Genomic DNA, 23,804 nt, shown 5'->3' with positions numbered 1-23,804 from the left:
CCAATAATGCTGCAGTCAAAGAAGGCAGGTTTTGCCTCTTCCTGCGATGATGATGTAAACAAGCTTAAAGACAGAAATGACAAATACATTTGTTTCAATAGGCTACAACTAAATAACAGAGGAAGTAATAGATGAGGGTAAGAAGCAAGAACAAAAGAAGAGTTCAAAATATCAATGCACTCTTCTAATGCCCTTTTCAAGCAAATGAATAACGCTATAGCAATAGGACTCACTATAGGCTGGATAGATTATTGCTTTTTAAAGTCTCTCTCAGCCACATGAGAAAGAAGTAGGTAAGCAGATCCGATGAGTCCACCCATTGAATCTCCATAGCGGCTTCTGTTTAAATATAAAAATTGGTCATTTTTAACCGCAAATAAATTTTTCCATTGAGCCGAATTACGAAAGTCTTCTGTATCCTCTCTGCTATCTAACATAGGCTCATAAGTGTCTATAATGATATCCGCATCCATATCACTAATACGCTCTAAGCTATAATTAATGCCTTTTTTAGCATCCAAATAACCTTGAGGTCGACCCAAGCCCATATCGGCGATCACTTCGTCTAATCCACCGCGGCCAATTAACTGGAAATTATCTTCATAAATCTCCAGTGTCGTCACTGTAATTTTCTCTGGCTCAGGCACTAGACGTTTAAATTCACTGATAATCCAATCATATTCTTTTTGCTGATCTTCAAAACGCGCCGATTTGCCCGTCAACTCTGCTAACTGACGCGCCCATTCCTTGATCGTCTTAACCTTGGTTGGAAGAATAACCACAGGGGCTATCTGATCTAACTTCTCTTTAAATTTACTCTGATAAGAAAGGCCAACAATTAAATCCGGCTCAAGTACGGCTATCGCCTCTTCGTCTGGTGACTTATGACTACCAACATAGGTTAAACCTTCCGTATTAAAACGGTGTTGGACACCCCTAAAAATAGGGTCAGACCATAGTCTTTTTCGAGCGACTGAGCCACATGGTTGAACACCCAGTTCAAATAGCTGAATAGTTAAACTAAAGTCATGTAATGACACGACACACTCAGGCGCGACTGGCACTTCCACTTTGCCATATTGATTTTCAAAGGTTTGCACTTCTGCTGCTTGTAAGCTCAGTCCAACCAAACCAACACAAGCTACCGCTAACTTCTTAAACATTATTTATTCCTATATAAAATGACTACGCTTTACGTAGACGGCTAATCAAAACAATAAAATAAGGAGCACCGATTAACACCAACACAAGCCCTGCGGGCAATTGCAATGGTGCAAACAAACTCCTTCCTAACGAATCCCCTAAAACCACTAAACAAGCACCAATGACGGCAGACAAAGGAATCAAAGCACCATGACGGTTAGCACAGAAACGCCGGGCTATATGAGGTGCAATTAAGCCAACAAAAGTTAGCGTTCCTGCTGTTGCGACAGAGGCAGATGTCAAAGCGACACATAAAAACAATAAGAAAGGTAAGGCTTTACGATTATCAACCCCTCTTGAAAAGGCGACTTTATTTCCTAGAATTAAGAGGTTTAGTTGTCGAAAACATAACCAAGCTAAGCTTCCCGCTATCAAGAGCCAAAACAACATGACTTTCACTTGTGACCAAGAGGCTTGATGTAAGCTCCCCCCGAACCACATCAAAGCAGATTCGACTAGATCGATATCACCATAGGTAATCAGCATTTCTGAAAATGCACTTAACATGGAAGTAATACCAACCCCAATTAGAACCAGTCGAATGGGAGAATAACCACGCAGTGACGATAATATCCAAACACATGAAGCAACAATAAAACCGCCAATCATGGCAAAGACGGGTAACAAGAAGATTGGAATGATACCCGGAACAATCACCACAAAAACCAACATGGTGGCGCTCGCCCCCGCCTCAACACCGATGAGACTCGGTGATGCCAAAGCATTGCGCGTGATGGATTGCAAAATCACACCCGCAATCGCAAGTGCAGCACCACATAAAGCGGCTACCAGCAAGCGAGGTAAACGAAACTCCCAAACCACGCGCACCAATTTTTCAGGTGCCAATTCAGGTGCAAGAATAATCTGCCAGCTTTTTAGAATACTTAATTGATAGCTACCTATTGCTGCGCCCCAAAGAAGCAGAAACAACAATAATAAACTAAAGAAAGCTAACCAAAAGACATCATTTGATCTGGCATAAAGGCTCACATTTGGAAACAGCTTTATGTGGATTGGGCGAGAAGAAGCTAATGTTTTTTTCACTTCATTCTCCCCAATACAAGTGCAATAAAGACGGGAGAGCCAACAAAAGCAGTGATAATACCGGTATTAATTTCGTAAGGGCGCAAAGCAAACCGTGCGGCAATATCTGAAAGAATAAGCAGTAAGGTGCCAATCAATAAGGAATAGATAAAGAGCCAAGCATAGCTATTCCTAACCAATAATCTTGCAAGATGCGGAACCACTAATCCAACAAAGCCAATAGGACCTGCGACAGTAACCACACAACCTGACAGCACGACGACTAAAGCTAATCCGCTTATCTTTAGCAGTAAAACATTCACACCTAAACTAGCCGCGACACGCTCTCCCAGATGAAACGCATTTAGAGAACGAACCAAGGCAAAACAGCCCACCATGGCACAGATCAAATAGGGATATACCCAATGCAGCTTTTTAAGATCAGATGCCCCAATAGCTCCAGTTAGCCAATGCCTTACTTTCTCAAGACCCTGTTGATCAATCAGTAATAAAATGGCTGTCATAGCAGAGAACAATGCGGTTACGACGACACCTGCTAGCACCAGTCTCTCAGATCCTTGCTCCCAACCACTTAGCATCATGACAAGAAATGCAGCAAAAGCGGCACCTAAAAATGCAAAAACAGGCACATAACCTTGTCCAAACATAGGTAAAAATAACAAGCTAGCCACAACAAAAAATGCAGCACCACTGTTAATTCCGAGTAATCCTGGATCAGCCAAAGGGTTACTGCTGATCGCTTGCATAATGACACCTGCTAAGGCAAGTGATGCCCCCACAACCACGGAAACAATAAGGCGTGCCTGGCGGCTTTCTCTTATGATTACCTGATCCATATCTGCAGTGTTATAGTCGAACAAGGCCTGCCAGATAGTTATCCAATCAATATCTTTTGCGCCAAGACTAAGATGTAAAAATGCTGCGATAACGACAGCCAAAAGCAGCAATACAACACCACTTACACGAGCAACTGGAAAGCCACTCATACGATGAGTTTCCACGGTACTACGCATAATGCATTTGCTGCCTATTGTTCAGGTTTGTTGTTGAAGCCTCAGCATCAGACGATGCCACCACAGGAAGCGCAATAGGCGTGTCATTGTAAGGATCAGTGATGATATTAGCGTTCAGCCCGAACACCGAGTTTAGATTCTCTTTGGTAAATACATCCTTTACTTTTCCTTGTGTATAGACTTCACCTTCTTTCATCATGACAAGATAATCTGAATAGGTCGCGGCCTGATTCAAGTCGTGTAATACCGCTATGATTGTTTTGCCCTTGGATTTAAGGGATGAAATCAAGTTCATCAATTCAACTTGATGTGCCACATCTAAATAGGTGGTAGGTTCATCTAATAATAAAACTGGCGTATCTTGTGCAAGCGTCATGGCGATCCAACAACGCTGTTGCTGCCCACCTGAAAGTTGCTCTAAAGGTAGGTCCAAATAGTTCTCTACATTGGTCACTTTGATCGCATCATTAACTGCTTTCTCGTCGGCATCTGACCATTGTTTCCACCAATTTTGCCAAGGAAAACGTCCTTGCATAATCAATTCACGTGCAGTTAAACCAGACGGCGTCGTAGCGATTTGAGGCAAGAGCGCCAGCCTTTGAGCAACATCCTTGCGCTTCAACGTTAACAAGTTAGTCTCATTCAAAAAAACATCACCCTTGGTGACCTTTAATAAACCCGAGATAGAATGCAACAAGGTTGTTTTCCCACACCCATTCGCACCCATTAACGTAATAAAGCCACCTTCCGATAGCGTCAAATTAATGTCTTTTAAAACCTGTTTATTCTTGTAGCCTGCATTTAGGTGCTCGATAACCAGCATTCAAATGTTCCATTTCATATAAACAAAAAATCAGCGCCACTTAAAAAGTGGCACTGATACGATATTTCCTAATTTTTAAAGGTTAGAAATCTATACGTGCTGTCGCATAAATGGTACGAGGATCACCTTGGCTGATTCGATAAGTGTTACTACCACTGGCTGTGTAATAAACTTCATCCGTTAGGTTTTTCACACCCGCGTTTAGTCGTAATTGTGTTTCCTCAGATAGAGGTAGGTAGTACCAAACTGATGCATCATAAACCGTATAGCTTGGCAGGCTAAAGGTGTTGCTATCATTACCATAACGTTTGCTAACATATTCAGACCCCATACCAAAACCTAAGCCAGCTAAGTCGCCACCTTTAATTTCGTAAGATCCCCAAAGACGCATTTTATGATCAGGAATATTATATGGTGTATTACCATCATCATTACCATCATCAGATTTTATAATTTCTGCATCCATATAAGAGTAAGAAGCCAGTACATTTAAGCCCTCTAGGAACTGCATAGAAGCACTTACATCAACACCATTTGTTTCTGTTTCGCCATTAAGAACCGTGTTTAAATCACCATCAACTGTCGCCACATTTTTACGTTCTAATGCATAGGTAGAAACACTTAAACGTAACTTGTCATCAAGCATGCTAGATTTTAGGCCCACTTCAATTTGTTTCGCTGTTTCAGGATCAAAGTCACCGCTATAAACACCCTCAGTAATCGACGGGAAGTTGGGCTTAAAGGATTCTGCATAAGATGCGTAAACAGATACGTCATTTGAAACATCATAGATAGCGCCCAACTGACCGCTGATATGATCATTTGAACTATCAATATCAACCGCCTGAGGATCAGACACTTCTGTGTAGGTCAACTCATTATTCGTTGTATAATAAGAAGTGGCATCCCCTTCAATCTTATAATAATCGTAACGAGCACCCGCTAGCACATTCAAGCGATCTGTCACATAGGTTAAGTTCTGAATAGACAAACCGAATTCATCAGTAGTGGTATCGCTATTACTAATATCCGTTGTCGTATGCTTGGAATTCGAAGCAGAGACTGAATCTGTGACATCGATGATATCGGCATTAACAGCCATAGTTCCGCCTCCAATATCAACTAGGGCCAACCCGTCAGTCACATCTTCTTTTTGACTGTGGTAATTCACGCCAATATAGAGGGTATTATCTAACCCGCCTAACTCATAATCACCCGTTAGGCTATCAGAGAAGAAAGTATCACTCAGCTCCATCTCATTAGAGTCTGTACGACGCAGCAGTAAATTATTACTTTGCACAGAACTTGAAACGATATCTGTGTTACTGCCTAAAATATCTAAGACACTTGAACTTGTGTTAAGAGATGTACCATCACTCAAACCTCGAACACCACGAGTTTGATAATCATCAAGCTCTTTTTCGTAATAGCCTATTTTGAATTTATTAGTCCAACCATTATCTAGCTCATAATCCCAGTCAAACTGAATAAGATCATCTGTACTATCACGGATATCGAATTCCGTACCCAAAGCTCTTTCATACGGAATATCTGCGATGGAAAGATTACCACTTCCGTCGTTCACCATTACCGTACCACGATCAATCGGTAGTTCTTGCTCCGAGTGATTTAGGCGTAAGGTAAAGGTATTTTGATCATCTGGTGTGTAGCTAATCGAAGGAGACACAGTCAAACTCTTTCGCTCTGTATTGAAGGTACCATCTTCTGTCGTTACTTCACGGTAAGTTTCCGTATCTTCTCCACTAATCACAATGCGATACTGAGTCGTATCTGACAAAGAACCAGTACTATCTACTGTTAGTTTTTGCTTACCATGCTCATCCACATCCATCTGTACAGAATGAGCACTTTCTTCCTGTGGCTTTTTCGTTACTACGTTAATAAGGCCACCTGGACTCACTTGTCCATGCAGAATCGACGCTGGCCCAAGAACCACTTCAACACTTTCAATATTGGCAACATCAATATTGTAACGTGAGCTAACAGGGCTGCCGTCTAAAAACAGGTATTCGTTTCCAATACCACGAATATTCACTTCTGTTTCAGCGCCACCAAAACCATCAGAACGAGTAACCGCTGCCGAGTTAGATAACACGTCATTAAGGTCTTTTGAGTTCTGGTCAAGAATTAACTGCTCAGGGATGACCTGAATTGTACGAGGCACTTCATCAATGTCAGTCACAAATCCAGTCGCAGATTCTGCTTCATCAAATTCATAACGGCTAAGTTTAGTGCCTTGAACCACGATAGGTGTTAATTCAACATTTACTTCTTCTGTATTCTCTTCTGCCATTGCTAAAGGAACAGTAAACAAAGATAAAATAGATGCTCGCATCACCTTAAGTTGCACTTCACGACTAACTAAACGAGCCAAAACCGTTCTCTTCATGTACTAATTCCTTAATTCAATATGTGTAAGAGTTATAGAAAATTTTAATGTAATTCACAATTTACAATAATGGGAATTATTATCATTTCGTTCATTATTGTCAACAATAATTAAGTTATTGTCTTTGTTAATTTTTATATAGACAATATACGGCCTCAAGGGAGAATCACCCCAAAAGTTAATTACAAACTATAAAGTGAATAAATCAGTGCTCATTTTGACAATGAACGAAGAGATGAAATCACAAAACTTAAAAGTCTCGATCTAGGGAGCAATAGCGTAAAATGCAAAAACACACGTCTGTTTTTCCAATCAATACACAGATACAAGGAAGCCTCCCCACCCTATTTTGTTTACCAAGCGCAGGCGGGTCTGCTGCCATGTATCGTGAATGGCAAAAAAATTTACAAAAGATTCAGGTAATCCCAGTGGAATACCCTGGTAGAGGTTCTCGATTTACCGAAACCTTTGCTGAAGATATAAAATCCTTAGCGAGGGATATTGCGCATACGATCGTACAAACTAAGATTACTCAATTCAGTCTATTTGGACATAGCCTTGGTGCACTCATCAGCTGGGAAATCACGCTTGAACTACAAAAGCGAAACTACCCTCTTCCCCAAAAACTTTGGGTCTCCGCCAGAAAAGCTCCTCACTTTAAACCCTCAACAGAACGCAGAAGTGACTTAAATGACACTCAATTACTGGCATTATTAAAAGAGATGGGTGGCACTCCTGAAGAGTTCTTAAACAACATTGAATTCCAAGCCTTACTTCTGCCAATTATTCGAGCTGACCTTAAGCTGCATGATGATTACGTGTTTCATCAAGAGCATAAAGAGCGCCCTATTTTAGCAGTTCCCATCATTGCATTAGGTGGGCAAGATGATACGCAAGTCGCTTACGACACCTTATCAGAATGGGGTCGATACTCGGATTTGCGGTTTGAGCAATTTGAATTTCAAGGTGGGCATTTTTATTTACAAGAAGCGTCTTTTTTAGACTGGTTTAAAAATAAGCTCTCTCTTTGATTTTTCTTTGATAAGAAAATGACCTTAATCGCTCAGAAGAATAGCCATTAATTAACACGTTTTTTGAAAAGAAATTCATGATGCACTCTAAGTTCTTTAGCGTGCATCATCTTAATTAAACGATAAGAACAAGAAAGTCTAAACGCGCTTCCAAGCCGTTAACCCGTTTTCAATGTCCCATGTTTGAGTAAAGTCAGAAAAGGCTTGTCGTTTAGCCCTAGATGTTTTCTTCGGTGTACCAATAGACAGCACGCCTAAAACCTCATCTTTCTCTTTTAAATTGAGAAGATAGCGTAATGCATCATCAGACTCTAGAGTATGCCAAATCCCAGCAAAACCAAGTGCATGAGCCGCCAACAATATATGTTCACAAGCCGCTGCACCTGAAAGCTGTTGGTCCAACACTGGCACATGATGCTCTAAAGTAAGGTCAGAACACACAAAGATCATCATGGGTACAGCGGCGATCTCCTCCACAAAAGCGTCAAGATGCTTTTTTGACATACTGGCTGAATATTTCTCTTTCACCAACATAGACAGATCTTGAATCCCCTGCCCTTGCACTAGGATAAATCGCCAGGGTTTTAAATTTCCATGATCAGGCACTGTCATCGCCGCTTGCAGTATCGTTTCAATTTGTTCCTTATCTGGCGCAGGTGCAGCTAGGTTACCACGCGCATAGGAGCGACGACTCATGAGTGTATCAATAGCATCCATTTATAACTTTCTTCCTCATAGACTTTTATACTTTTCTTTAAGCTGTTGCTGTTTTTTCAATCGGAGTGTGAAATAAAGAGTCCGTTTTGAGATCAAACGCACTAATACAACCTCGATCCAATCGATACACTTTATCAGCGGCATCAAAATAACGATCATCATGGCTAATAGCAATAATGGTTTTTCCTGCTGCTTTCAACTCAGGTAAAATTTCTCTGTAGAAAACATCTCGAAATACTGGATCCTGATCAGCTGCCCATTCATCCAGCAAGAGCACCTGTCTATCTTCCATATACATTAAGAGTAACGCCAAACGCTTACGTTGTCCCTGAGACAAAGAAGTCGTAGATAGCTTACCCTTCTCAATACTCACCTTATGATCTATGGCTAAACGCTTTAAGTAGTAATCGACTCTTTCTTTAAAGTAATCATTATCATGGTTATTTGAATTTGCTTTATGTGAGCCATCTAACACATCATCAAATAGAAAGAAGTTCGGGAAAATAGTCGAGAAACAACTGCGATAATGGGCAACATTACCAGAAGTAACTGGCTCTTGGTTAAACTTAACAAGACCGTCTGTCGGCAAATACAAGCCCGTTAGTAACTTGGCTAATGTAGACTTACCACTACCATTACCTCCCACTAAAAAGATCAACTCTCCTCGATTTAGCTCTAAATTCGCTGGCCCTAAGGTAAATCCAGTTTCTTCTCCCTGACTTGGATATTGATAGCAAGCATTAACCAAGGTCAGAGACTCAAACTTAACTTCCACGACAGGCTTATCTGCACCGCTTCCTGTTTCTATATCTGTGCAATCAGCATCAGCAAGCTTTAATTTATCAATCGCTTTAAGGGCAACGGTTCCTCGTATCACCGAAGGAATCGCTTCAAGAATCATGGCGATGGGTGTGCGTAAAAACATGGTTGTCAGTACATAACCAACCACCACATCCTGTGTGATAGATGCCTGAGTCATGCCCAAGAAAAAGGCTAAACCAATCAAACCGAACACCAGCACTGTGGTCCAATTTAAGTTAATTGCCCACAATAGATCCGCTTTAACAGCCGTATCCATAGCGCCTTTTGCCGCAGGTTCGAAGCGTTTATCAAATAAATGCTGACGCCTTGGTTGACTTAAGCCCAATTCATTACGACCCTCAATCACAGCCTCATATTGCTCAAAGAGACGTTCATCATAACGACGCACATCCGCCATCATGACCTTAGTACGCCCCACTAACTTAAAGTCACCCCAGACTCCCAAGGCAACCAATACAAGAGTACAAAGAAACAATAAAGGCGAAAGCCAAGCCAAATAACTAATGCCGGCCAATAACAAAAGGCCATTGTAGAGTGAAATAGGTAATTGCTTGGTCGCATTAGCCACCATGGTCACATCTCGTGTTAGAACGTTATAGAGAGCGGGCCCTCCAAGCTGCTCCTGGCGCTCTAATGAGGTATTTAGAATCCGCCTAACAAGTTGCAAGCGTAACTGATACACCATGCGGTGACCCAACCCGACTAATAAAGATTGAGACCAAACGCCACTCATAAACAAAATGGCGACCATCACAACATAAGCAATGACAGTATTTGTCAAAGATTCAAAGCCATGTTCCAAGGCATGATTCACACCACCAATAATCATGACCCCTGCCACAGCACTTAAAGCACTCGCAACAATGGCCAATAACATAGTACGACGAGACTGTGCCAACAGCTGTTTAATCATCTCCACCTTAAAACTCTCCTCTGTATACCAACATTAGGCACTCTCTTTTTCTAAATCGTTAACAGGCTTAGTTAGTTGAATCTCATCAACTAATGTCAGCAATTGCTGCGCCATTTCGTTTGAAAACAAAATACTAAAATGATCTGACAAGATATTGTTTCCTATGATTTTATCTGAAGTAAAGGCACGCCATGCGTCTATCCCAGAGATATTATTATCACTACACCAAACCCAAAGCGGCACATTAACAACTGGAATAGCTTGTGCATAGAAGACTTTTTTCAAAGCCCATCGCTGCAACACAGTCTGATAAACCCAATCCGTTGGTAACTCCTCTCCTAGTAAGTGTTGAACATCAGGGTTATCAAGGGCTTCTTTAAGCACATGCTTATAATCAGCAGTTGCAGATGTTTTTGTTGTTAAATTATTAACTAAAAGATCGAGCTTTTTCGCATCATAATGCCCATTATGAATTGCGAGGTAGTGCTCTAAATCGGCTTTTATCTGCACAAGGTCATCATCTTGATTATCTAAGGTTTGCAATGGGTCATAATCAATAATAGAAACAGCCTTAATATCAAACCCTTCTGCTTGTAATCTGTGGGTTAAAAGCATCATATGACGAGCGGCTAAACTCCAACCTGCCAATACAATTTTTTCACCTTTTAGGGCCTTAAACTGCTGAACATAATCATCCATGAGGTTTTCAAAATCACTTTCCTCTGCACTTGATAACAGCTCAGGATTAGACAAGAGACCGTAAATATTGGCCTTACCTGCTAAGTTTTCAAAAAGCGGTTCATAGTAGTTCACATGACCACCGTGGGAATGCATCACCACAATTGAAACGTTAGACTCTTCACTGCGACTTATTTCTACTAGACGAGATTCAGAGGACTTTTCATAACTTGATGCTTCACCGATAAACTCAGCAAGTGCTTCGACACTTTGTTTACGAAACAGTAAATCTGTTGGGAATTCCTGAGCAAAAATTTGTCTCATACGAGCAACAACTCTAATCGCAGCAAGGGAATGACCACCAATATCAAAAAACTTATCCGTCACACTGATACTAGGTTGCTGCAAAATCTCTTGCCATAACTCGCAGAGTGTTTGCTCAATATCATTACGAGGTGCTACATAAGTACGTAGAGACTTTTGTCGCGCTTGCTCTAACAAGTTATGCCTATCCACTTTGCCATTCGCATTCAAAGGCAGGTATTTAACGCCAATTAACTGAGTCGGTACCATATAATCAGGCAGTTGTTCTGCCAACCAAGCTTTAAGGGCCTCCTCATCTAGAGCACCGCCCACATAAGGTACAGCAAAGGCGACTAAATGCGCTTGATCTCCTTCTCCTTGTAGTAATACTGAGCTGTGCTGGACAGTTTGATGAGATGCTAGAAGTGATTCAATTTCTTCCAACTCCAAACGAAATCCACGAATTTTAACCTGCTGATCCGCTCTACCAAGAATATCGATACTGCCATCTGCGCGACGCATGGCAAGATCACCCGATTGATAAAAACGCCCACCAGCAACAAAGGGGTTTGGAAGATAACGGTCCGAAGTAAGGTCAGAGGCATTCAAATAACCTCGACTTAAGTTAGACCCAGCAATGTACAACTCTCCAACTTGTCCAGATATCACAGGGTTCATAAACTGATCTAAAAGGTAAACTTGCGTATCACCCATAACCCCCCCTAGAGCAGCATCACCCGTATCTAAATCAACTTCATTCCACAATACCCCTACTGTCGTTTCAGTCGGGCCATAGTGGTTAAACAGTTTGCAGCTCATTAACTCATCATCTTGATACGCTTTTAATTGAGCCAAAAGGCCATCGCTTATCCGCTCCCCCCCTAGCACTAAGACTTGTTTAGGCAATAAAGCACTCGCATCAGAACCGCTTAATAGCGCCGCTAAATGAGAAGGAACAATTTTCAAACAATCTAGTGGAGACTGTTCATAATACTTGGCCAAAGCGGTAGCGTCGGTACTTTCTTCACGCCCAATAAGATGCACGCATCCACCCTGTAACCAAGCAGGAAACAACATGGTATTGCCTAAATCCGCCATCAAAGAAGAAACAAGACCATAGTGCCCTTCTTTAGGTAGCTCTAATGCCCTAATCGCCGATTGACTATAATGAAGAATATTTTCATGGGTGACTTGAACGCCTTTTGGCTTCCCTGTTGAACCAGAGGTATATAACAAATAGGCAAGATTACTGGGTTTTAGATTCGCTAAAGTAAGCGACAATGTATCAGTGAGAGCGACAGTCTCTTCATAAGGTATTTCTGTAACAAGCTGAGACCAAGCCATCACTTCACTTTCATGCCCTTCTTTGAGTAAGACATCTGCAGAGGCTTTAACTGCCTGATCTAAATTGCTCTGAGCTACATCAGATGTAACAATCACACGGGCTTTAGCATCGTTCAAAATACTTTCGATACGCGCCTTAGGTAACTCAGGATCAATCGGCAAATACGCAGCGCCTGATTTCAACACAGCTAACATAGCAAGAACCAGCTCAGCGCTACGAGGCAAGCACAAGGCGACAACTGTTTCTGTTTTTACTCCCACTCTTACTAAATTCGTTGCAACAAGATCACTTTGGCGATCTAAATCTGCATAACTTAATAAGCTATCACCTTCTCTTAACGCTGGCGCATCTGGATTATGTGAGGCATGTTGACGGATGCTCTCAACTAAACCTAATGTCAGGTCATGTGCTTTATCATGTGCATAAGAGCTAACAAGTGCGTTTTGCTCACTCTCAAGTAATGCGTTCAAGCAACCCAAAGGCTCATTTGGCGCACTCAAAGCTTGCTCCAGCATGACAGGTAATCTTTCTACTAAACGAACCATAGATAAGGCGCTGTATTTGCTCTCATCATACGTCAGAATCCATTCACCAGCCCCACTTTCTGTGGCAACAAGCTGTAGTTGTAATGCATCCCCTTTAGGCAGGTACGCGCTAGTTTCAAGATTCCCAAGGCTAGCTTGCGTCACATATTGAAAGTTCACAGAATAGGCATTAACGATAGTCTCAGACACCTGCTGCACATATTCTTGATATTCAGCCTGCTCATCTAATAAAGGCTGAAAACCCATGAGTGCTTTTTCCAAGCTCATTGCAGAGATATCGTAGAAAGGCACAGGCAGTCTCTGCTGCACCAAGCCAAAGCAATCGTCTAGCTCTTCATAATCGTCTCGACAATCATGATAATGACTTAGTTGGAATTGCTCTCGACCACTGACCCTTTGCAATAATGCGGCCCATGTGATTAACCCAATCGTCTGTGGCTCAACTTCCATTGCCTCAGCTTTTTGCGCTAGAAGATCCTGCATTTCCCGAGAGAAAGGCACTCGCACACTTGCCGCTTTGCTTTCTATTTTTCCTTCAACGCTTTTCTCTAGATTTCTGTCAAAACAGGCTAGACGTTCGTTCAGCTCAATACCAGGCAGATCCTGCCACTGAAAGCCTTTCCAGAAAGACACAGCATCCGCCGCATCTTCATCTTCCTGTAATTCACTAATCCAGTTTGCGTAATCTAGGTACTGCATTTCTGGTTCAATATCCGCATCACGATCACCTATTAGCACTTCACGAATACGCGTTACCGTCCCTTCATCCAACACAAGTTCTGAACCTATGAGAAGTAATCTATTTTGGTTATCGTCCCATTCTGAAGCTGACACAAACCAAGCCAATAAGTGCGGCTTTTCTGCTGCAAAAGTTTGCTCTGCTTGCGCTTCAAGTTGCGTTTTTTTCTCAGCCGATGCGCTGTTTTTAATGCCATCACTATTCGCATCTTCATTTTGAACGAGAGACCAATTTAAACGCGCCTCCTGTATCTGCTGACGTAAAATATTAAACCCTTTAGGCACACTGAAATCGGTTGTTAGCGCCTGCTGGTGTTCCATTAAGGTACGAAGACGTGATTCGACTTCATTTTCGGTAGCACCTCCAAGGTTTAACCAGAAGCGTCTAAATTTTGGGGACTCTTCACCCTTCACAATAAGGCTTTGTTGATAAGCAAGTGCGGCACCTGTTTGAATGTTGTCATGGCTCATAGCGCTTCTTCCTTAGTCTGAGTTGAGATCAATGCATCAGGCTTTTCATCCAATTGTTCTCTATGGTAAATATCCCCCATAGCAACAGCCATTTTACGTGTCCCTTCAAACGGGTCTCTAGCATGAGCTGCCAACATATTATCCAACATAACAACATCACCATGACGCCAATCGAAACGCACCGCATTGGCTTCGTATAACTCGCTAATTAAATCAACGGTTGCTTGCTCTAATGGTTCACCATCCCCGTAATAAACATTGCGAGGTAAACCTTCTTCTCCTGCAACAGACAAGAAATGCTCACGAATATCAGCCTCCAAGAAGCTATAATGGTGCAACTGTATTTGATTAAAAAAGCTCATTTCACCCGTCACAGGATGGCTGATCACAGCAGGACATACCTGACTAATACGTAAAGTATCCTCTCCATACCATTCAAATTCGATATTGCCCTCACGACAAATAGCTTCAACCTGAGCGCGATCTTCTGTCTTAAAGAAATGCTGCCAACTCACATCCAAGCCACTAAAATTACGGACGTATTTAAGCTGTTTTTCTTGTAGCTTCTTACGCACAGCTTCTGGTAATTTTTGGTATAAGGCACGGCAATCCACAATCGGTGTACAACCGCCTGATTCAGCCGCAACCTCACAATAGAACCATTGTCGACGAGGCCACTTATGCTGATGAGAACTTTCGTTATGGAACATGATCATTTGATCATTGGGATAAGGTGTCGACTGATAGATTTTCTCACCCACTTCTTTCTTTGGAAGATCGCCATATTGTCCAAATAACTCTGGGTAAATCCCCTCGCAGAAACGCTCAAACTCAACGGGTGTTGGCAAATTGAAGCCACGGAATACAATACCACCATGCACTTCTAGCCACTCCATAATCAGAGTTTGGTTAGCTTGTGCCCATACATTAGGATCAAGACCTTTTTCATTGCACTCCACTAACAAAGGAAAAGGGGCATCATCATTTAAAGGGCGAGTACTCACAAGAGGCACTTTCACCGCTGGCGCCGCTTTAGTTTTTTTCATTTTACTAAGCTTGTTTAGCTTACGTTTTGTTGGAGATTTTGTGTCCATATTAGGGTTACCATCTGCATTTTTTGTTAAAGCACTTCGTTTTAAAGACAGAAGAGGCACATTGATGTTTTTGACAATATTCTCAAGCAGGGCGAGTAAATCACGGCCTAAACGCTCCATTGTCGACGCGTCGAAAAGTGACGTTCGAAACACCCAGCGTAATGCCAGCTGCTCTCCCTTAGTCGTCGTTTCTTCACTGGCAAACAAAGCCATATCAAATTTAGAATGCTGTTGAACATTCATTCTTGGTGTGACTTGTAAATCACCTAAATCCTGTCGTGCATTAGGTGTATTTTGCATCACTAACAGCGCTTGTATTAGTGGGTGACTTCCCTGTATACGGGCAGGCTGTACCGCTTCAACAACACGATCAAATGGAATATCTTGATAGCTAAAACCTTCAAGGCAAACTTGACGAACCTGCTGTAGATAATCTTCGAAAGAATGCATTGAATTAGGCTTCATACGCAGTGCGATTAGATTGACGAAGAAGCCAATAATGTTCTCCGTATCGCCATGATCACGGTTGGCAACATCTGTTCCCATTACGATATCCTGTGATCCTGTTTCTAGATGCAGTTGCGCCGTATAAGCGGCCATAAGCAGCATAAACAAGGAACAACCTTGCTCATTCGCTAACTGATTAAGCGATGCGGTTAATGCCTCAGGAATAAGCAAATCTACCGCGTCACCCTGGTCTCCAGCCGTTGCGGTACGAGAGCGGTCTAAAGGTAGCGCCAATTGCTCTGGCATCCCCGTCAGGTGGCGACGCCAGTAGTCTAGTCCTGCTTGTTGTTTGGCACGGACCTCTGTACTAGCTTGCCAAGCGGCGTAATCCAAATATTGAACAGGCAAGCTTGCTAAAGCCACACTTTGGCCCTGAATAGCTTGCTGATAAGCCTCAATAAGATCATTAATCAGCAAAGCCATTGACCAACCGTCTGAGGCAATATGATGCTGCACTAACTGCACTAACCAACGGCTTTCACTTAGTTTGTAGAGTACAAGTCGTAAAGGGCTTTCAGCAGTTAAATCAAATGGCGTATTTGATGCTTCAAGGATCAAATCCCCCACTATCACTTCACGTTGAACAGGACCTTCAGCAGTAAGGTCAACAACAGAAAAAGCAGGGGTTAAATCAGAATCAACACGCTGGTACCCTTCGCCATTGGCATCCTCATGGTAGGTAACGCGTAAAATTTCGTGGCGCTCTGCAACAGCATAAAGCGCTGCATGAATAGCATCCGTATTCAGTCCATTAGTTGCTGTTTTTCCTAGTTCGGCTTCTGACTTACCTTGCGGTTTGTCGTCTAATTGAAGCGCCAGCTCGACCACACTACTCATATTGAAGCTTGCATCATTTTTCTTCAGTTGTTGCATAAACCAAAGTCGACGCTGCGCATCTGATAATGGCATCTTTTCTTGACGTTGTACTAATGGGATAGACTGATCAGAAACGTGATGCGAAAGCAAAGATAGGTGCTTTGCTAACTCGCTCAAAATAGGTGTTTCAAACAAAGTCTTCAGCGATACGTCATAACCTTGAGCACGCAAACGAGAACGCACCTGTGCAGCCATCAGTGAGTGACCACCAAGATTGAAAAAGTGATCTTGCTTATTTACTGCCTCTAAGCTCAGTAACGCCTTCCAAATATCACTGACAATGACTTCATATTGAGTCAAAGCTTGCTCAGCTTGATCATTTAACGCTTTCTCACTTACCTCATTTAAACCAGACTGGCTTGTGGCAGAAAGCTCACGTTTAGACAGTGCATTCCTATCTACTTTGCCACTGGCATTTAACGGCAAAGACGATAGCCATTCATACCCTTGTGGCAACATGTACTCTGGCAAGATTAAAGCTAATTCAGCTTGTAGTTTTTTGATGGTTGCTGAGGACTCAAAAGCTGAATGAGAATCCGACTCTGAGCTAGGCTCTGAAGTAGGCACGGCAACACACCAAGCAATCAGCCTTTCTTTTTCAATGGTAACGGCGGCTTGTTTAATATTTGGATTAGTTAAAAGTGCGGCCTCAATATCACCCAGCTCAATTCTAAATCCTCTTAACTTCACCTGCTGATCCACTCGTCCAACAAAGTACAAGGTGCCATCTGCCAAGTGTTTAACCAGATCACCTGTGCGATACAAGCGACAACCATCACCAAATGGATTTGGTAAAAAGCGTTCTGCGGTTAAATCCGCTTGCCCTTGATAACCACGAGCAACGCCTTCTCCTGCAATATACAACTCACCAATGACCCCCCTTGGAACAGGTTGCAATTGCGCATCCAGTACATGCAAATTATTATTCAACAAAGGTGCGCCAATGGGTGTCAGTGGCAAAGATGTATCTTGTACCAAGTAAGAGGATGACCAAACTGTCGTTTCTGTTGGTCCATAGACATTAATCAAATCTCGACATTGACGTTTTAGCTTGCTTGCCAACTCACTGTCTAATGCCTCACCACCCGCGAGCGCCACGACATTAGATAATGCATCATCCGACACCTCTTCTAACAAGCGCCAACCAGACGGCGTTGCCTGTATCAAATCAATATCATGCTCTAATATTAAGCGACCAATTTGCTCCCCATCACGACGCGCGTCCTCATCAGCCAAAATAACAGCAGCCCCATTGGCAAGCGGTAAGAAAAGCTCAAGTCCTGCTATATCAAAAGTAATTGTGGTGAGTGCTAATACTTTATTGAAAGGCGGTAAAACACACTCCATCGCTCGCAAAAAGTTCGCAAATTGACGGCGCTCAAGCTGCACACCTTTTGGCACACCGGTCGATCCCGATGTATATAGGGCGTAAGCAAGAGACTGCTCCGGCACGACTAGCTCGGTATTAAGATTAGATTGAGTCAATAACTCTTCAGTGAGCGCATCCAAGCTAATCGGAGTTAAACTCTCAACGTCTAACGCTTCGAATGTCTGAATCGTGGTGCTGTCACATAAACAAAGTGTTGCACCCGAACGCTCAGCTATCATAGATAAACGCGCTTTTGGTTGAGCTGGATCGAGTGGAACATAGGCTGCACCGGCTTTTTGAATAGCTAAAAGAGCCACTAAAAGCTGACTATTTCTTGGTAAACAAAGTGCGACTAATGGCTCAGACAAGGGTTCAGATAAGGGTTCAGATAAGGGTTCAGATAAGGGCTCAGCCAAGCGCTCAGATATGCCATTTTGTCTCACACCTTGCCCTATCAACCAATGGGCCAAACGATTCGCCTCATGGTTTAACTCACGATAAGACAGCGCTCTATCACAAGCCTGTAAGGCTAATGCATCTGGCGTCGCTTCAACTTGGACTTCAAAACGTTGAATGAAAGCATCTTGCGAGTTTACTGAGTAAACAGCACCTTGCGCTTGGCCTTGTGCCATAGAAGGCAGTTGTAATTCGTGTAGCGCTTTTCTCACAGCACCATCAACACCCACCATTTGAGAGATAACAGCTTGATAGTCTTCAAAAATCTGTGTCACTGTCGCTTCAGAAAATACATCTCGATTGTATTCAAGCTGAACCCCAAGACTGTCTTGGCGGAACAGATTCAAACTCAGCTCGCTTTTACTGCTGATGTGCGTTTGCTCTATGGCTTCGATGGCTAAACCAGGTAAAGCAAGCTTTCTTTGCCCTTTTGTATCCACTTGATAATTAAACAATGTTTGGAACAAGGCAGGTCGCGCCATATTACGTTCTGGCTGCATAATCTCAAGTAAGCGCTCTAACGGAATCGATTCGTTAAGGTCTTCCATGGTGCGAGTCGCTGTCGATACTAACCACTCATCTAATGGCAAACTGGCATCAATTTGGCTGCGACACACCATGGTATTGATAAAAACACCGACCATACTCTGAGTCTGTGAATCATCTCGGCCAGAAACAGGCACACCAACGGCAAAATCATCTTGACCACTATAGCGCCATAACAAAAGCTTCCATGCGGCAAACAATAACTGAAATGGGGTAACGTTTAAGTCTTGCGCTTTCTGATCTAATTGGGCGATTAACTCAGTCGGTATAACACCTTCTACTCGGGCGCCATTATCGGTTTGCACTTCTGGATAAGCATAATCTGTCGCCAATGAAATCGTTTGCGGCATTTCTGTTAAACGTTCAAGCCAGTAAGACTCAAAGTCAGAGGTTTGTTCTGCTTGTTTGGAAGCAACCCAATCAATATAGGTAGTGCCTTCTGATTGACTAGACTCAAGCAGCTCAACTGAATGACCCGCAAGGCTTTGCGAGTAAAAAGCGAGGAACTCTTGTACTAACAAGCCCATTGACCAACCATCTGTCGCAATATGATGAATATTGATCAAAAGCTGATATTCAGGAAGAGAATCAGTACCCGGTAAGCAAAAAACATCCAAGGACCATAATAAGCCCGTTTCTAAATCAAATACTCGGCTTTCCGCCTCTTCAACTAAGCGATCCAAACTAGCGTAAGACACTTGATGACAGGTAAAAGGAGAATCAACTTGATTCATTACTTGCTCAATTGGCTGTACCTGCTGCACGACTTGATCATCTTGACTGATAAAGATTGTACGTAGAATGTCATGCTTATTCATAATGGCATGACAGGCGACTTCTAGCGCTTTAAGGTCCAGCTCACCCTTGATAGACAAGCGCTGCATTACATTCCAAGCACTGCTGTCTGGCGCAATTTGCTGCATAAACCAGATACGTTTTTGCGCATCTGATAAAGGCTGAGGTTGGTTTCTATCAACTCGTTTAAACGAAGTTTGCTGCAAAGAAGAAGCCTTTTGACTCTTATCTACTTGGTTCTTATCTATTGAAGCAATAGCAACGTCTTTGGCAGTTCCACCCTTATCAGAAGCAGCGTCAGACAATACACTAGCCAAAGCCATTGGCGTTTTATGCTGCGCCAATAATTTAGGGGACAAGGCCACCCCTGCGGTTCGAGCACGGGCAATTAATTGCAAACTCAGGATGGAGTCACCCCCGGTTTGATAAAAATCGGCATTATGATCAAGCTCTGCTTTACCCAAAATATCTCGGTATAAATCTCTCAACTTGATAGCCACTGGATCTACCACAGAGTCTTCAACATCCACCTCAGGTAATGGAAGACAAGATGCCATTGCCCTCAAGGTTCGATGTTTCATCACATTAAGCGGCGTCAAAACAGCACCTTGCTGTCGCGCTAAACCAATAAGCTGAAGACTTAGAATCGAATCACCACCTAGCGCATAAAAGTCATCATCCAAAGTAACTGTCTCTCGCCCAAGCAGCTGACACCAAATGTTCGCTAATAAGGTTTGGTTAGTATTCATCTGCAAAGCATCACTTTGCTTTGCTTTATCAGTGGATGATGGCTTATTTTGTTGCTCTTCCAGTCCAAGCTTGTCTAATTGAAGCCTTTCTAATTTAAGAGACGTTTGATCAGTCACTTTTTGACGATCTATTTTGCCGTTCGCGTTAAGCGCTATCTTGTCCACAAAAACGAGATTATCAGGCACCATATAGTCAGGCATGGCAGCCTTCATACGAACCAATAATTCATTGGCCAATTTACTCTCATTGGCATCAGTGCTTATGTGCGTATTGGAGAGTTCAATGGCTGCAATTAATAAGGTACGTTCATTGCGCTCGAGAACAAACGCAGAAGCGAGGGAAACCTCAGCCTGAACTTGCAGCCAACCACTGACTTCACCTAACTCTAAACGATAACCACGTCGCTTAATTTGATCATCTAATCGGCCAAGATACTCAAACACCCCTTGATTATTAAGGCGAGCTCTATCACCTGTTCGGTAATATCTTTGATTTGTGGCGCTCTTTGAAGAGCTAGCAGCACTTTCTACAAAAACTGCATTCAAATCCTTAGCTGCGGTTTGAGCTTGAGCATCCCCTTTTACAAAGTAGCCATTAGCCAGTTGCGGGCCGCTAATACAAAGTTCACCCATTGCCCCCTGAGGTAATAAAACGCCATTTTCAGAGCGAATTTCCAAACAAGATTCAGGTAAAGCTCGACCCAAAGGCGCAACCGAACTCATCCCTTCAAAAGAGTCAGTAATTTGATCATTCAGTTCGATATAACTCACGCCGACCGTCGTTTCACTCGGGCCGTAATGGTTGAGGATTGCCATGTCTGGCGCAAGGCTATGAAGCTGATTTAATAAGGCTTCATCCATCCCTTCACCACCACTGATCAAGGCACGCTTTGGCAATATGTCAATTGGAGAAGAGACGCTCAGTAAACCTTTCAAATGAGAAGGTACAATTTTTAGATAATCCGCAGGATGCTGACGTAAAAACTCCGCTAATTCAGGTGGATTAAAAGCAAGCTCTTCTTCTGGTAACAATAAGGTTTGCCCCTGATAAAGTGCTGCTAGCACAGAGGTTAAGCCCAAATCTGCTGCCACGGTCGCCAGCGTTAACCAACGCCCATCCTCTACAGAAGGAACCGCTTGAGAGATAGCCGCTGAATAATGGGCTAGCGCACCATGGGAAACTAATACGCCTTTTGGTTTACCTGTTGAGCCAGAGGTATAAAGAATGTAAGCAATGTCTTCAGGGGCAATATCTTCAAAGACCATGCCCTCAGAAGCAAGCTCAAGAGACAAGATATCAGCGGTAGCAGTCTCATCACTTTGTACGTTTAAGTCATTCCATGGGGCCAATGAAAGGCTAGAAACACCTTCACTTTGCCCATTTTCGATACTAAATAACCACTTAGAGTGCTCAGTGTACGAAGCATCACTTGGCAACAGGACGTGAATGACTAATGAAGTATTTGACTCTTCTACCAAGTCTTTAAGTCTTTGCTCGGGCTGCCTTGGGTCCAACATCAAAGCAATGGCGCCTATACGCCAACAAGCAAGTAAACTGGCTATTTGACGCGCTTCTCTTGGCATCAAGATCGCAACTTTATCGCCTTTTTTGATGCCTTTTTGATTAAGCTGAACCACAAGGTTTGTCACAACTGTATCAAGTGCTTGATAGGTAATTTGCTGCTTGCCAGTATCGAGCGCAATACGTGCATTGTGTTCAGGTTGGGACCAATACTTCATCACCTGATTCATCAATTGAGCTTTGTTAGATAAGGTCTCACCAAGCTGACGACTTAGGTCTGATGTCAATGCAACCTCAGATAAACATGTCATTGGCTTAGCTAAGGTCTGTACTAGTATCTCTTCTAGGTGATTAAGCAAACGAGTCACTGTTTTTGCATCAAACAGCTCAGCGCTATACTCCATCTCAAGGCGAATATCACCACCTGATGGCTCCAACACTCGTAAGGTTAAATCAAAGCGTGCATGTCGCTGCTCTGGCACTATGATATCGACTTGTGTGCCAGGTAAGCTAACACTCTGACTGTCAGGCAATGCCACATGGACAAACATGACTTGAAACAGAGACTGGGCCGCTTCTGCTACTTTTTCGTCATCAGATTTAAGCAAGTCGTGTAACTGCTCAAGCGGTAAATCTTGATTATCAAAGGCACCGGCTGTCACAGCTTGAGTGCGCTTCAACGCCTCATCAAAACTTGGATTAGCATCCAACTGTTGGCGCAATACGAGCGTATTCAATAAAGGCCCGACCAAGGGTCTAAGTTCTTCTCGCCCACGGCTTGCAACAGAGCTACCAAAGCAAAAATCGGTTTGTTGGCTGTAGCTTGATAACAACCAGCTAAAAGCCGTTTGAAAATAAATATACAGGGTATTATTGGTGTCATTGACCCTTCTGCGTAGGGACTCTGAAAACTCATGGGGCAAGGTAATCCCTTGCACGGCACCTGCATAACTGCGTTCATGATTGGGTTTGCGTGTACGGTCAAAAGGTAAGGCTAATGATCTTTGGGCGCCCTCTAAGTTTTGCTTCCAATAATCACACTGGCGCTGATAATCATCCCCTTCCAGCCATTCAGCTTGCCAACTGGCATAATCCGAATATTGAATTGCCAGCTCAGGTAATTGCAATGCGCCACTCTGAGTACGCTTACTGTCTACTGCAGCACTATAAAGTAAGCTAAGTTCCTGATTTAACTGCTGAGATGACCAAGCATCGAAGGCCACATGATGTATGGTGAAGAACACCCAATAACTGACATTATCATCAGTCTCAGAGCTATTTTTCAAAGAAACATCTTCAAAGGACTCATCTTCCAAGGACACTTGATAAAGCTCGACTCTTAAGGGGAGTTCATTACCTAGGTCAAAAGGCACCTCAAGTTCTTGCTCATACTGTGTTTGATACCAGTTTTTCAGTGTCGCATCATTCGCCAAAGAAACGGCTTTTGGCGCTAATGAAAAGCTAGGTGCTGGCATCACCTCAGGTGTCCAGCTTCCCCTGTCATCCATAATGTATCGAGTGCGTAAGACTTGATGGCGCTCCACAAGGGCTGTAATCGCTTGCTCTAACGCCTCTATATTTAATCCATTATCAAATCGCAGTACCGAGCAAAGGTTATATAAGGCCCTAGTCGACATCTGTTCTGCAACTAAAAAGCGCTGCTGAGCCAATGACAATTGTGTGCCCGATTGCTCAGTCGATACAATAGGTAGCTGCCAACTATCAATACCTTGTTGGGCAAGCTTTTCACGAAATAATTGCCTTTTTTCTTTAGGAAGGCTCGCTAAACGTTTCGCGATGTCTAAATAGCGTGTTTGTTTCATATCAAAAAGTA

At 42.9% G+C, this 23,804-nt stretch carries 10 protein-coding genes; 1 reads left to right on the top strand and 9 read right to left on the bottom strand.

Annotated elements, in window-relative coordinates:
- Positions 1-248: 248 nt before the first annotated feature.
- The 5 genes from Q0A08_RS01175 to Q0A08_RS01155 form a co-directional block, all read right to left on the bottom strand.
- Positions 249-1,163 carry an ABC transporter substrate-binding protein gene (locus Q0A08_RS01175; protein ID WP_438464310.1) on the bottom strand — a complete coding sequence of 305 codons (915 nt, stop codon included), beginning with the start codon at positions 1,161-1,163 and terminating at the stop codon, positions 249-251.
- Positions 1,164-1,185: 22 nt separating this feature from the next.
- On the bottom strand, positions 1,186-2,247 hold the full coding sequence (locus tag Q0A08_RS01170; protein ID WP_438464309.1) for a FecCD family ABC transporter permease: 1,062 nt from the start codon (positions 2,245-2,247) through the stop codon (positions 1,186-1,188).
- Entirely contained in the window at positions 2,244-3,260 is a 1,017-nt protein-coding gene (locus Q0A08_RS01165; protein WP_052702348.1) for a FecCD family ABC transporter permease, read from the bottom strand. Before Q0A08_RS01165 ends, Q0A08_RS01170 begins: the two co-directional genes overlap by 4 nt.
- Entirely contained in the window at positions 3,253-4,083 is an 831-nt protein-coding gene (locus Q0A08_RS01160) for an ABC transporter ATP-binding protein (protein ID WP_438464308.1), read from the bottom strand. Before Q0A08_RS01160 ends, Q0A08_RS01165 begins: the two co-directional genes overlap by 8 nt.
- A gap of 82 nt (positions 4,084-4,165) precedes the next feature.
- Entirely contained in the window at positions 4,166-6,493 is a 2,328-nt protein-coding gene (locus Q0A08_RS01155; protein WP_438464307.1) for a TonB-dependent receptor, read from the bottom strand.
- A gap of 284 nt (positions 6,494-6,777) precedes the next feature.
- Here Q0A08_RS01155 and Q0A08_RS01150 point away from each other — a divergent pair, with 284 nt between their 5' ends.
- Positions 6,778-7,524, top strand: a complete 747-nt coding sequence (locus tag Q0A08_RS01150) for a thioesterase II family protein (protein ID WP_438464306.1) — start codon at positions 6,778-6,780, stop codon at positions 7,522-7,524.
- A gap of 138 nt (positions 7,525-7,662) precedes the next feature.
- Here the strand turns inward: Q0A08_RS01150 and Q0A08_RS01145 are convergent, their stop codons facing one another.
- From Q0A08_RS01145 to Q0A08_RS01130, 4 genes are read right to left on the bottom strand one after another with little or no spacing between them, the layout of a single operon-like run.
- Positions 7,663-8,241, bottom strand: a complete 579-nt coding sequence (locus Q0A08_RS01145; RefSeq protein ID WP_438464305.1) for a nitroreductase family protein — start codon at positions 8,239-8,241, stop codon at positions 7,663-7,665.
- Between the two features lie 37 nt (positions 8,242-8,278).
- Positions 8,279-9,976, bottom strand: a complete 1,698-nt coding sequence (locus Q0A08_RS01140) for a cyclic peptide export ABC transporter (RefSeq protein WP_438467590.1) — start codon at positions 9,974-9,976, stop codon at positions 8,279-8,281.
- Positions 9,977-10,009: 33 nt separating this feature from the next.
- Positions 10,010-14,056, bottom strand: coding sequence for a non-ribosomal peptide synthetase (locus Q0A08_RS01135; RefSeq protein WP_438464304.1), 4,047 nt, complete (start codon positions 14,054-14,056; stop codon positions 10,010-10,012).
- Positions 14,053-23,793, bottom strand: coding sequence for an amino acid adenylation domain-containing protein (locus tag Q0A08_RS01130; protein WP_438464303.1), 9,741 nt, complete (start codon positions 23,791-23,793; stop codon positions 14,053-14,055). Before Q0A08_RS01130 ends, Q0A08_RS01135 begins: the two co-directional genes overlap by 4 nt.
- Positions 23,794-23,804 lie beyond the last annotated feature (11 nt).

The organism is Marinomonas sp. PE14-40 (assembly GCF_051623805.1).
Classification (GTDB): domain Bacteria; phylum Pseudomonadota; class Gammaproteobacteria; order Pseudomonadales; family Marinomonadaceae; genus Marinomonas.
This window is presented reverse-complemented; position numbering and strand designations above follow the sequence as displayed.